Annotated in this window: 13 protein-coding genes; 9 read left to right on the forward strand and 4 right to left on the reverse strand. The window is 62.5% G+C overall.

Annotated elements, in window-relative coordinates; genetic code table 11:
- Positions 1–172 precede the first annotated feature (172 nt).
- From AC1Q6C_RS12330 to AC1Q6C_RS12345, 4 genes are all read left to right on the forward strand, one after another.
- Positions 173–727 (forward strand): Fur family transcriptional regulator, encoded by a 555-nt coding sequence (locus tag AC1Q6C_RS12330; RefSeq protein WP_003943517.1) that lies wholly within the window; start codon positions 173–175, stop codon positions 725–727.
- A 31-nt stretch (positions 728–758) separates the two neighbouring features.
- The gene (locus AC1Q6C_RS12335) at positions 759–2,210 is read left to right on the forward strand and encodes a catalase (protein WP_003943483.1); all 1,452 of its coding nucleotides are present in this window, start codon (positions 759–761) and stop codon (positions 2,208–2,210) included.
- 269 nt (positions 2,211–2,479) lie between these two features.
- Positions 2,480–3,166, forward strand: a complete 687-nt coding sequence (locus tag AC1Q6C_RS12340) for an HAD family hydrolase (RefSeq protein WP_003943463.1) — start codon at positions 2,480–2,482, stop codon at positions 3,164–3,166.
- A 6-nt stretch (positions 3,167–3,172) separates the two neighbouring features.
- On the forward strand, positions 3,173–4,162 hold the full coding sequence (locus AC1Q6C_RS12345; RefSeq protein WP_007732341.1) for an LLM class F420-dependent oxidoreductase: 990 nt from the start codon (positions 3,173–3,175) through the stop codon (positions 4,160–4,162).
- On the opposite strand, the gene AC1Q6C_RS12350 is transcribed toward AC1Q6C_RS12345, so the two are convergent.
- Genes AC1Q6C_RS12350 through AC1Q6C_RS12360 form a run of 3 tightly spaced genes read right to left on the reverse strand, consistent with a single transcriptional unit; the run spans position 4,059 to position 6,140 of the window.
- On the reverse strand, positions 4,059–5,060 hold the full coding sequence (locus AC1Q6C_RS12350) for a sensor histidine kinase (RefSeq protein ID WP_230359444.1): 1,002 nt from the start codon (positions 5,058–5,060) through the stop codon (positions 4,059–4,061). The genes AC1Q6C_RS12345 and AC1Q6C_RS12350 overlap by 104 nt on opposite strands.
- A gap of 13 nt (positions 5,061–5,073) precedes the next feature.
- Positions 5,074–5,439, reverse strand: coding sequence for a hypothetical protein (locus AC1Q6C_RS12355; protein WP_230359445.1), 366 nt, complete (start codon positions 5,437–5,439; stop codon positions 5,074–5,076).
- A complete protein-coding gene (locus AC1Q6C_RS12360) occupies positions 5,436–6,140 on the reverse strand; it encodes a response regulator transcription factor (RefSeq protein WP_003943475.1) in 705 nt (234 codons plus the stop codon). The genes AC1Q6C_RS12355 and AC1Q6C_RS12360 overlap by 4 nt, the downstream gene beginning before the upstream one ends.
- 167 nt (positions 6,141–6,307) lie before the next feature.
- On the opposite strand from AC1Q6C_RS12360, the gene AC1Q6C_RS12365 reads away from it, so the two are divergent.
- The 5 genes from AC1Q6C_RS12365 to AC1Q6C_RS12385 all read left to right on the forward strand — a co-directional run bounded on the left by AC1Q6C_RS12365 (position 6,308) and on the right by AC1Q6C_RS12385 (position 11,782).
- Entirely contained in the window at positions 6,308–6,772 is a 465-nt protein-coding gene (locus AC1Q6C_RS12365) for a light harvesting protein subunit alpha (protein ID WP_209911090.1), read from the forward strand.
- 219 nt (positions 6,773–6,991) lie between these two features.
- Positions 6,992–7,795 (forward strand): metal-dependent hydrolase, encoded by an 804-nt coding sequence (locus AC1Q6C_RS12370; protein ID WP_007732353.1) that lies wholly within the window; start codon positions 6,992–6,994, stop codon positions 7,793–7,795.
- A gap of 118 nt (positions 7,796–7,913) precedes the next feature.
- Positions 7,914–9,653 (forward strand): cholesterol oxidase substrate-binding domain-containing protein, encoded by a 1,740-nt coding sequence (locus AC1Q6C_RS12375; RefSeq protein WP_230359446.1) that lies wholly within the window; start codon positions 7,914–7,916, stop codon positions 9,651–9,653.
- A 425-nt stretch (positions 9,654–10,078) separates the two neighbouring features.
- On the forward strand, positions 10,079–10,711 hold the full coding sequence (locus AC1Q6C_RS12380; protein ID WP_230359447.1) for a TerD family protein: 633 nt from the start codon (positions 10,079–10,081) through the stop codon (positions 10,709–10,711).
- 9 nt (positions 10,712–10,720) lie between these two features.
- Positions 10,721–11,782: a DUF4236 domain-containing protein gene (locus tag AC1Q6C_RS12385; protein WP_397523939.1), complete on the forward strand. Its 1,062-nt coding sequence runs from the start codon at positions 10,721–10,723 to the stop codon at positions 11,780–11,782.
- Between the two features lie 104 nt (positions 11,783–11,886).
- Here the strand turns inward: AC1Q6C_RS12385 and AC1Q6C_RS12390 are convergent, their stop codons facing one another.
- Positions 11,887–12,600 (reverse strand): DUF6891 domain-containing protein, encoded by a 714-nt coding sequence (locus AC1Q6C_RS12390; RefSeq protein WP_230359449.1) that lies wholly within the window; start codon positions 12,598–12,600, stop codon positions 11,887–11,889.
- Positions 12,601–12,607 lie beyond the last annotated feature (7 nt).

Here is a 12,607-nt window from a genome sequence, read left to right on the forward strand (position 1 = left end):
GTCGCTCGCAGCGACAAAAGGGGTGGGGCCCGGGGCTTGTTCGGACGCCGACAGGGTGTTCAACGGCGGTCTGCCCGTATTTGTTCCCGTCCTTGATATGTGACACCGGTCTCGATTCAACTTAGGCAATCCTTTTCTTGACTAATTCCAGAAAAGCGGCATACTGGGAAACATGCGAGACGGAGAGCATGACTTCGACCCCCGAGCGCAATTGCGCGCCGTCGGGTTGAGGGTCACTGCTCCGCGCCTCGCCGTGCTGGATGCGGTTACAGCCCAACCGCATTCAGACGCCGATTCTGTTGCAGCACTCGTGCGGCAGCAGCTCGGATCGGTATCCACACAGGCCGTTTACGACGTGCTGAAGGCATGCGTGAACGCAGGATTGCTGCGACGCATCGAGCCGGCGGGTTCGCCCGCACGGTTCGAGACGAGGACTGGTGACAACCACCATCACCTCGTCTGTCGCGGCTGCGGCAAGGTCGTCGACGTCGATTGTGTTGTCGGCCAAGCTCCCTGCCTCGAACCTTCCGATAATCACGGCTTCGAAATCGACGAAGCCGAGGTCGTGTTCTGGGGCCGTTGCGAAGATTGCCTGAAGAATTCTGCCGAATCCGACACCGAGTCGGACGCGGTCTCGCAGAATCGAATTGATGCGTCCAGAACCTCCGAGTCAGCCACCTCGCATGCAGCCCATGCGTTCGACTCGGATGCAGCCCCGCTCCTCTGACGCCCAGCCCACAACGCTAGGAGGCTTCGCCATGACCAAGCCCACCACCAACAATTTCGGTATCGCGGTCGCAAGTGATGACGAATCGCTGACCGCGGGTATTCAGGGGCCGGTGCTCCTTCACGACCACTACCTGATCGAGAAGCTCGCGCAGTTCAACCGCGAGCGTGTCCCGGAGCGCATCGTCCACGCCAAGGGCGGCGGCGCTTTCGGTGAACTCGTCATCACACACGACGTCAGCAAGTACACCAAGGCCGCGTTCCTGCAGCCGGGTAAGAAGACCGAGTCACTCGTCCGCTTCTCCACCGTCGCCGGTGAGCAGGGCAGCCCGGACACCTGGCGCGATCCGCGCGGTTTCGCGATGAAGTTCTACACCGAAGAGGGAAACTACGACCTCGTCGGCAACAACACCCCGGTGTTCTTCATCAAGGACGCCATCAAGTTCCCCGACTTCATTCGTTCGCAGAAGCGACTGCCCGGCTCCGGTCTTCGTGACCACGACATGCAGTGGGACTTCTGGACTCTGCGTCCCGAGACCGCTCACCAGGTGACCTGGCTGATGGGTGACCGCGGTATCCCGAAGACCTGGCGCAACATGGACGGCTTCGGATCGCACACCTACCAGTGGGTCAACGCTGCGGGTGAACGCTTCTGGGTGAAGTACCACTTCAAGACCGATCAGGGCATCGAGTTCCTGACGCAGGCCGAAGCAGACAGCCTCGCCGGTAGCGATCCCGACTACCACCGCGCGGATCTGTACAACGCCATCGAGGCCGGTAATTTCCCGAGCTGGACACTCAAGGTTCAGATCATGCCGGTCGACGAGGCCGAAGGCTACCGCTTCAACCCGTTCGACCTCACCAAGGTCTGGTCCCAGAAGGACTACCCACTGATCGAGGTCGGCAAGTGGACGCTGAACCGCAATCCGGAGAACTTCTTCGCGCAGATCGAGCAGGCTTCGTTCGAGCCGTCGAACGTGGTGCCCGGCATCGGATTCAGCCCGGACAAGATGCTTCTCGGCCGCGTCTTCTCCTACGCCGACGCACATCGTTACCGCATCGGCACCAACTACGCCGACCTGCCGGTCAATGCCCCGAAGAACGAGGTGAACTCCTACTCCAAGGAGGGCGCCATGCGTTACAGCTTCAATTCCCCGTCGACGCCGGTGTACGCACCGAACTCGTACGGCGGACCGCATGCCGATCCGTCGGTTGCCGGTGACGAAGGACTGTGGGCATTCGACGGCAAGGCAGTGCGCGCCGGATACATCGAGCACGCCGAGGACGGCGACTTCACGCAGGCCGGAACGCTGGTCCGTGAAGTTCTCGACGACGCAGCTCGTGAGCGCCTGGTGAGCAACATCGTCGGCCACGCCCTTGCCGGCGTTAGTGAGGAAGTTCTGTTGCGTGTCTTCGAGTACTGGAAGAACGTCGACGCAGATTTGGGCAAGCGCGTCGAAGAAGGTGTACGCGCAGGTCAGTGACCCGCTGACATGAGCATCGCTTAGGTCTACCGAATGCGGACCGCTGCAAGGGAAATCACTTCCCGGCAGCGGTCCGTTTCCGTCTACCCAACTACAGAAGCGCAAACCAATAGACGAAGCATGCGAGAAGGAATACAACGACTGACTCCATGACGACACCCCTGTTCGACGTGCACTTCTGCTGTTCGCACTCTCCATGATCCGCTTCTCGAGCTGAGAATGCTCGGGGCACAAGTTTCGCGAACCGAGGTGTTGGGCAGTCAATTCCCATGGCAATAGGTGCGGTTCTCTTCGACATCGACGGAACGCTCGTCGATTCCAACTATCTGCACGTAGAAGCGTGGTCGCGAGCTTTCTTCGAGGTAGGTCGCCCGGTCGACGCGTGGCGGGTACACCGCAGCATCGGCATGGACGGAGACCAACTACTGGAGTCCTTGCTCGGCGAAGACATCGACGGGTGCGGACCGCGAGCCAAAGAACTTCACACCACGTACTACCGGCAGTCGGCCGACCGTCTCCGAGTACTGCCGGGAGCGCGCGAGTTGATCCGCCGAGTTCACTCGCTCGGACTGCACGTGGTGCTCGCTACCTCGGCGCCGGACGACGAACTGAAGTTGCTACGCCGGACGCTCGACATCGACGAAATGATCTACGCCGCCACCTCTTCGGAATCCGTCGACGAGGCCAAACCTGATCCGGACCTGATCGAGGTCGCGCTCGCGAAGGCAGGTGTCGACGCGGGCAATGCGGTCATGGTCGGGGATGCCGTCTGGGACATGAAGGCGGCGACATGGGCGGGCGTTGTGGCTGTGGGAGTGCGCAGCGGCGGCATGTCGACCGACGAACTCGAAGGTGCGGGTGCGGCTGCCGTGTACGACGACGCCCGCGACCTCCTCGACCACCTCGACGGCAGTGTGATTTCCGAACTCGTTTCAGGCCTAGATACCGGGAGTTGATCAGTGATGGCACGATTCGGCTACACCTTGATGACGGAGCAGGCAGGTCCGAAAGAACTGGTTCGCCATGCAGTTCGGGCCGAAGAAGTCGGCTTCGACTTCGAAGTGATGAGTGATCACTACTCGCCGTGGCTGACCGAGCAGGGGCATGCGCCCTACGCCTGGTCGGTGCTGGGGGCAGTCGCCCACGCCACCGAGCGAGTCGGTTTGATGACGTACGTGACTTGTCCGACCGTGAGGTACCACCCCGCCGTCGTCGCTCAGAAAGCTGCGACGATCCAGATCCTCGCGGACGGACGCTTCACCCTGGGATTGGGAAGTGGCGAGAGCCTGAACGAGCATGTGGTCGGCGAGGGTTGGCCGTCCATCGACACCCGCCAGGACATGCTGCAGGAGGCGGTGAGCATCATTCGCGCACTGCTCGCCGGAGATCTGGTGAGCTGGAAGGGGGAGTACTTCGACGTCCAGTCCGCCAGGATCTGGGATCTCCCCGAGAACCCGGTTCCGCTGGCGCTGGCCATGTCCGGAGACAAGTCCGTCGAGCGTTTCGGTCCGATGGCCGACGATCTGATTGCCGTGCAACCGGATTCGGAGCTAGTGCACTTGTGGAAGCACGTGCACGGCCGAGCATACGGATTGGCTCCCGCAGGCCGGACCATCGGTCAGATTCCGATCTCGTGGGACCCTGATCGCGACACGGCAATTGCACGAGCTCATCAGCAGTTCCGGTGGTTCGGCGGAGGGTGGTCCGTGAACTCCGAACTGCCGACGCCGGCGAGCTTCTCGGGTGCGACTCAGTTCGTGCGCAAAGAGGATGTAGCTGAAAGCATTCCGTGTGGTCCCGATCTCGATGTGATCGTCGAAGCGGTCAAGGCATACACCGACGCCGGATTCACCGATGTGGCACTGGTACAGATCGGTGGAGATACCCAAGACCGATTCTTCGACGAGGCGGCCAAGCCGCTGCTCGAGGCTCTGCACGTCGAATTGGGTTGATCGAGAAGATCAATCGAGTTCCGCCGAGTGGGCTCTTGTCGAGTCGCGCGCTACCGCCGTGCAGCCTCGCCTGCTGCGCGACGAGGGCCAGTCCCAAACCGCTTCCGGCGTCGCCCGCACCGGTACCACGAACGAATCTCTCGAACATAGCTTCGCGTTCCGAAGGCGCGATCACGGTGCCGTTGTCGTCGACGAAAACCGTCGCCGAACCCGTCGCAGCCCCTGATCGGACGGTGATCTCGACTTCGTCGGCATTGCCGTGCCGAACGGAATTGGTGACGGCGTTGGTCAGCACCAGACGGATACCCGCGGGAAAGGCCTGAACCGAAAGTTCTTCCGGTGCTTTCAAACGAACGTCGACCTGCGGGTGCAGACGGCCGGCGTCAGCGACGGCGCGATCGGCAACCTCGACGAGATCGACGTCGGCACAATCCTCGGGATCGGCCACGTCACCCAGGGCTAGAGTCTCGAGGTCGGTCAGGGTGCGCTCGATCTGGCGCTGCGCTTCCAACAATTCGCCGGACAGTTCGCGCCGTTGGCTTTCCGTGAGATCGAGTGTTGCGAGAACTTCGAGATCGGTACGCATCGACGTGAGAGGTGTGCGCAGTTCGTGGGCGGAGACGCGAGCGAAATCGCGTGCCGACTCCAACGCCTCCTCGGTGCGGCTTCGATCGCTTTCGATGCGACTGAGCATGCTGTGGATTGCCTCCGACAGTTCTTCGGCTTCTCGCGTTCCACGTACCGACGGTGCCCGGCGCGAGAGTCCGTCGACGTCGAGGTTGTTGCCGATCGAACTGGTGGTCTCGGTCAATTGCTGTAGTGGCCGGACGGCTCGGCCGGTGAGGAACCAACCGAGCCCGGCCGCGGCAAGGATGGCGACCACTGCTGCAGCGGCCACTTGGAACTGCTGCTCACGGATTTGCCTGGGTCAGTGGGTCTTCGGGGATGCTGACGGCCAGTGCGGCGCCGCTGTCGCCGGGCACCAGAACATCACGACTGCGAACATCGGTGGTAGCCAAGGCGCTGACGGTCGCGGCGTTGAATCCGGGGCTGACCACGGATGGTTCTGTTGTTGCAGTTGGTGTTTCGATGAATAGCGGGCTCGGCGCACTCGCCGCGACGCCCAGGGTGACGGAATCGAGAGTGCGTTCGAGTTGTTCGGATCCGTTGACACGCAGAAAGACCGCGAACGCAATTCCGATCGCGGCAATCACGATTCCGGCGGCCAGGCCCGAGGCGATGGCTACGCGAGTCTGAAGTGACAGCGGCCGCTTCATCGTTCGGCCCTCAGGACGAAGCCCACCCCACGCACTGTGTGGATCACGCGGGGCGCTCCGTCGACTTCGAGTTTCTTGCGTAGGTAGGTGACAAAGACGTCGACGACATTGGTGTCGGCGGCGAAGTCGTAACCCCAGACGAGTCGCAGGAGTTGTGCGCGACTGAGTACGACACCGGCGTGCTCGGCGAGTACCGACAACAGGTCGAATTCTCTTTTGGTGAGTTCGATTCGCCTACCGTCGATGTGCGCTCGATGGCCACGGAGATCGACCGTCAGCGGTCCCACCGTGATCGGATGGTCGACCGACGGGGTGGCTCGCGTCGTGCGTCGAAGTAATGCGCGGAGTCTGGCGACGAGCTCGGCCAACTCGAAGGGCTTGGTGAGGTAGTCGTCGGCGCCCGCCTCCAGCCCCGCGATGCGATCACCCACGGAACTTCGGGCGCTGAGTACGCAGATCGGAACCTCGTTGCCGATCGCGCGCAGGGCGGTCACCACCCCGACGCCGTCGAGGCCGGGCATGTTGACGTCGAGAACGAGCGCGGCCGGGCATTGCTTGTTCACCGATGACAAGGCCGATCGTCCGTCGACGGCAGTTGCCGTGTCGAAGCCCGACAATCGGAGTCCACGTTCGAGCGAATTCAGAACCTTCGCGTCGTCGTCAACGATCAGGATGCGCTCGCGTGTACTCACCCCAGCCATGGTGCCATCGGATCAAGGCCTGGGGCCTCGCTCGGAGCGAGGGCCGTCGCATTCTCATCAACTCCTAAGAAACCGACAACAGATCTGCAGTGTTGGCTTCATAACCTCGGGTTTCTCGGATGCGACCGCGCCGAGAACTCGAGAACATTCGATCAAGGAGAACTACGATGACGCGATTGAAAGTGAACGGCAAGCGGGCCCGCCGGACCGGTGTGGTGGTGGCGTCCGTGGCGGTCCTCGGTATGGCAGTGGCGCCGGGAATCGCCTGGGCTTCCAACCCGATCTCCGACGGGTCGCCGGTGGCGGTTCGATCGATCGCGACCGCTCCAGCCGAGTTGGGTGTGGCTCCCGAAGTAGCGTGTGGTGTCGCGGCGCCGATTTCCGACGAGGAGCTGCAGAAGCTCATCGACGAGGGCAAGGTTGTGCGCGCGGAGGAGGCCGGTGCGGCCGCAGTCACTATCGAAGTGCCGAGCGAAGCTGCGACATTCGTTGCGCGTGAAGGGGTGCCGGCGTTGCCGACCGTCGAGTGGGCTCCGACGACCGAAGGTGTTCCGGCAGAGGTGCTCGACATGGCCGGTGTCGCTCCGCTGGAGGAGGGCGTTGCCCTGTCATGCACGGTTGCCGCGGGCTGACGAGCGAAAAAAGCTCCGCATGAACCGCTTTGACCTGGAACGGTACGGCCGTACTCAACTGGGTCTGGAGGTTGGTCAAGCCTGTCGGTAGCACTTGCTACGTTCGGGGCGGTCTCGGCGAGCATGCCGGGGCCGTCGCCGACGGCGTCATGTGTGTGGTGTCTTGCAGAGGTGCGGTACGGCCTGATGCGGGGCGCGTTTCGAAAGGTGTTGTGTTTCATGGTCATGGGCCCCACCCACGCGATGTCCGGTGCTGCTGTGGGGTTGGTGGTTGCGGAGTTGTTGCCTCTCGACTGGGGAGGGCCCACATCCACTGCGGAAACTTTGACCTTTGCCGGGGTGTGCGCCGGAGCCGCCTTGCTTCCCGACCTCGATACCGGTCAGTCGACGGTTTCGCGATCATTCGGTCCGCTCAGCAAGGCTCTGGCCAAAGGCATCGACGCAATTTCGGTGACCTTCTACCGCATCACCAAAGGCAAGAAGGACGGCAAGCGTCGTGGTGGGCATCGGACGCTCACGCACACCGCGCTGTTCGCCGCCGGGTTGGGTGCCGGGGTCTCGGCGCTGGTTGTTCAGTTCGGGAAGCCAGCCATCATCATCACCCTGTTCTTCTGCCTCGGGTTGGCCATCCGTGGATTGGCGGGTGAATTGGCCAAGGAGAAGGGTTGGCTCGCGGTCTCCGCCGTTGCGTTGGTGCTCTCTGCCCTCACCTGGCAGTGGTATCCGAGTGAGGCTGGATCCACGGGGCTAGGTGTTGCGGTGGCACTGGGTTGCGCCACGCACTGTCTCGGCGATGCGATCACCAAGGAAGGGGTGCCGTTTCTCGCGCCCCTGATTCCGCTCGGCGGCAAACGATGGTGGGAACAACGGCTGCCGTCATTCCTGTCCATCCGTGCAGGTGGGAACCTCGAGAAGATCCTGATCGGGCCGGCGTTGACGGTTCTGACTGCCTGGTTGATCATCAGTGCGTTCGACGGTGCCCCGGAAGCGATCTACGCGGTCTTCGCTCCGATGGTGCAGTGAGCTTCGGAAAACTTTTATTACGGAACCACTGGCATCGTAATCATATTTGTTCTACGTTCGTCCCTGACATGAACCGAGTCGGCTGACGGAGTGAGCAGTGGTGCATCAAGCAGAGCGCATGGCAGAGCACAGCTCGAGCGAAGACGGTGTGAGCCGGCGCGGATTTCTCGCAGCGAGTGCCGGCGCAGCTGCTCTCGCGGGCATTTCCTGGGCGCCGGCTGGAGCAGTTCCCTGGGGTTCGGCATCGACCATCGCGCCACCGCCCGGATTTCCGTCGGACATTCCGTTGTCACAGCAGGCGTACGCGAACTGGTCGCGAGAAATCATGCTCGACAGCGTGTGGACGGCCACGGCACGTCACAGCGATGACGTCGTCACCCTCGCCAACTGGGCGTTCGACAACGGGTACACAGTGCGTGCGAAGGGAACGATGCACGGGTGGAGTCCGTTGACGGTGGTGCCCGGCGCACCTTCGGATCGAGTTCTGCTGGTCGATACGATGGCCAAACTGAATTCGGTTGTGGTGCAGCACGGCACACCCGCAACAGCCACGGCGGGCGCTGGCGCCAGTATCGAAGCGATTCTGACAGCGCTCGAGCGAGAAGGGCTCGGCTGGGCCAACTCTCCGGCGATCGGTGAGCTGTCCATTGCCGGCGCGCTGGCGATCGGTGCCCACGGGGCAACCTATCCGGCTGTGGGGGAGACGATCACCCCTGGTCAATCGTATGGTTCGCTGAGCAACCTGATCACCGAGATCACAGTGGTGGCGTGGGACGAAGGCATCAATCGGTACGCACTGAAGACATTTCACCGATCGGACGTCGAGAGCACCGCCTTCCTGGCCCATCTGGGTCGAACCTTCGTCACCTCCGTGACGCTGCAAGCCGGGGAGAATTATCGGCTGCGGTGCCAGAGTTTCACCGACATTCCGTGGCAAGAACTCTTTGCTGCTCCCGGTTCGCCAGGGCGTACCTACGAGAGTTTCGTCGAGAAATCCGGACGGGTGGAAGCAATCTGGTTCCCGTTCACGCAAACACCGTGGCTCAAGGTCTGGACACCGACCCCGGTCAAACCGCCGGAGTCCCGAGAGGTGAGCGGGCCGTACAACTACTTCTTCTCCGACGCGATTCCCGAAGAAGTCACCACCCCGTTAGGGATGGTGGCACAGGGTCTCCAAGCTGCGACGCCGCTGTTCGGCGCCTCTCAGTTCGGCGCTGTAGCAGCAGGATTGGTGCTGACTGACACCGACGATCTCTGGGGCTGGTCGAAAGACGTTCTGTTCTACCTCCGGCACACGACCTTGCGCGTCGTAGCCGGGGGCGGGGCGGTGATCACCAAGCGGTCCAACATCGGCCGAGTGGTCCACGAGATGACGAGTTGGCTGAACGAACGAATGACGCACTACGCGTCGCTGGGGCGGTATCCCGTCAACATGCCGTTCGAAGTGCGTCTCTGCGGTGTCGACGATGACGGCGAGGTGTTGGTCGACAGCGCCGGAGTGCCGGACCTGTCAGCGGTGCGGCCGCGGGCGGATCGTCAAGACTGGGACACTGCCATCTGGATGAACGTGGTCTCGATTCCCGGCACCGCGGGATTGCCTGCGTTCCTTCGCGAAATGGAACGGTGGATGGTCGCGAACTACTCCGGCGATTACGCGACCTTCCGTCCGGAGTGGTCCAAGGGGTGGGCATTCACCGATCAGGCGGCGTACCAGGACGACGAATTCCTCACCAGCACAGTGCCTGCCACCTTCCGTGCCGGTGGCGACGGGAATTGGGACTTCGCTCTCGCCACTCTCGACGAACACGACCCGCACCGCGTATTCAGCAATACGTTCCTCGACAGATTCCTGCTGTGAACGAACTGTTGCCAAACTCCGGGTGGGGCTGGGCTTTCACGTCGCCGCAGTATCCGCCGACGACGTCGACCGGGGGGTCGCCGTCGAGGTAGGGATGTGTTTTCCACAGTGAGACAACCGAACACAGTGTTAGGGGCCCGAAGCTGCGGGTGATCTGTGAGTGATGTTGCTGCCAAGTTGTGTTGCGGCAGCGTGCGGTACGAAATCCGCGGTCGGTACGTGTCCGTGCCGAATCCGCCTACCGCGCGGCCCCTAGAACCCTCTCCAGAGCGTTGAGCAAACTTGACCGGTTGATGATGGAGTTGATCACGCAGGAATAGCACCTCGAAGACGTCCGCCGTACCGTCTGAACTACCCGGCGGTCGAGCGGGCCGGAGGTACTTCCTGATTTGATGTAGCTCAGCCGGTACAAGGGAGTGCATCACGTGCAGTTGAGCAAAGGGCAGAACGCCCCACTCGGTCAGGCCGCGGTCGTTGTGCGCTGCACATGGCACAAACGCCCCGCGATCGACGCCGACTTATCGGCGCTCCTGCTCACCCCCGACGGGAAGGTGCGCGGCGACTTCGATTTCGTGTTCTACAACCAGGCCGAATCCAGAGACGATTCCACTCACCACGGAGGCAAACGAAGTGCCGGAACATCGGTGGAAGACCGAATCACCGTGGACCTCTACCGCCTCGATCAGGAGATCGAGCGCATCGTGATCGTCCTCAGTCTCGATGCGACTACCCCGGCAACTCTCGCGGACCTGGGACAAGCAGACATCGCCGTCCATGGAGCAAGCGGTAGCGCACTCGCTACGTTCACCATCGACGACTGGAGCAGCGAAACTGCGGCCGTCACCGTCGAAATCTACCGCCGCGACCACCAATGGAAGATCCGTGCCGTCGGTCAGGGCTACCACGACGGACTCGCCGGTCTGGCCCGCGATTTCGGTGTCACCGTCGACGACGACACCGACGCCCCGACCTCCGAACCCGCTGCCCCACCCGTAGTCCACGGACCACCGCCCATCGACTGGTCCAACCCGCCCGTCCCCGCCGGATACGAACTGTAGGAGCCGAACATGGGTTTCAGATTCCGCAAAAGCATCCAGATCGTCCCCGGGGTTCGCGTCAACGTCAGCCGCAGCGGCATCGGCTACTCCGCAGGCGTCAAGGGCGCCCGAATCACCAAACACGCCAACGGCCGCGTCAGACGAACCCTGTCCGTGCCAGGTACCGGGCTCTCGCATCAAACGACGATCGGGGGCAACCGATCCCGACCGACCAGCACATCCGCTCCCCGTCGCCGAACTCCCACTGCCGCAGCGATTCCGGTCTCCCAACTCCCACCACCGCTGCCCGTGCCTGTGATACCGCCTCCGCATGCGCCGGCCTGGGAGCGTGAACTGTTCCAGATCCTGCACTCACGGACACCAGCCGACTACGTCGGCGTCGCTCAACGGCACGGGCACATCGCCCCGAACATACGGATCCTCGCCGCAGCATTGGAAGGCTTGCTGCACTTCGAATTCGCCGACACCAACCCCGCCGCCGCCCACCGAGCACGCTCACTCCTCGGATGGGTCGTCGCCCAACACGTCAACCTGTCCACGGATCCCTTCATGCAGAGATATCTCCCCGAACGCAGGTGGCCGGTAGAAATCGTCCACGGCGTCACAGCTGCCCTGCGCATCAGCGACGACGTCCTCATCCTCGCCGCCGCCGAATTGCACCAAAGCGCCGACGACCTCCCCGCCGCGATCTGGACAGTCGAATACGCGACCCCGACAGCCCACGCAGCACTCTCGCTGGCGGATCTCTACAGTTCCGCTGACCGGCACCAAGACGTTGTCGATCTGACCAACGGCATCACCAACGAGGACGACGCCACCGCGCTGCTGCTCGCACTGCGTGGGCGAGCATTCGCTCAGCTCGGATACAAGGAAGCTGCGCGCGAGAGCTTCAAAGAAGCATTGCGAGTCCGCTCCCGCGCTTCCGAGGTGCGCCACCGCGCTCTCCTCGAACGCGCCCAGGTCGATCTCTCCCAGAACCGGAAAGCAGCTGCGCGCAAGAGTATCGAAAAGGTTCTCGCCGAAGACCCCACTTACCCTGGGCTTCAGGAAGCGCTTGCTGCCCTGTCGTGACGCTGGCGCTGGTGTGGCCCCAGCCCCCTGCTTGACTGCGGCGTTCAATCGGAGACTGTTCGGCGGGGAAGCATTTATCGAACGTCAGGTGGTTGACGGGAGTGTTACCGCGGAAGCGGTTTACGCCAACATACGTCGGTGACACGGATACGCTGATTGTTGTCACCGTTCCAATCGACGCTCAGTCCCTGAGTTCGGAGTGCGTCGGCTACCTGGCGCCCGACGGTCTGATCGGTGTGCGCGATCATGTGTGCCTTGGCGGTTTCGTCGCCGCCGAAGGCAGCGGTGACCAGCGCGGGATCGAGATCGTGGGCCGGACGAAACGCACTGTAGGACAAGTAGAGATCGGACGGCTCGTCGCCGAGACGCTCCGCATCTTGCATGTGGAAGAACGTGTACGCCCACTGAGCAAAGGGATACCCGTTCTCGTCGGGTTCGGACGGCGTGCGTTCGTCGTCGATTTCGGTAGTGCCGCACTGCATGCAGCAGGTGAAGTTCATCCGGGCCACGATGCCGTTGCGTTCGAGTTCGGCGAAGGCTGCGGAGAGGCGCTCGAAGTCTCCGGGAGCCGTCCACTGGGTCTGCTCCTCGAGTCTGTGGTCCCAGACCTCACGCACTACTGCGTCGATCTGACTGCCGAGTTCGTCGTTCTCGAAGCCGCCCTCGACACAGTCTCGGGCGGCTTCGCAGATTTCGTCGAACGTCGCGAAACCTGGGACTACCAGTTCGCGTGCTTGCTCACGTACGGCGACAATGTCGGCCTCACTGAGCACCGGTGCTGACCGTGACTGTGCTGACCGTGACCAGGGCAATCGCATACCGGCA

The sequence above is a fragment of the Rhodococcus sp. MT28 genome, assembly GCF_058792695.1.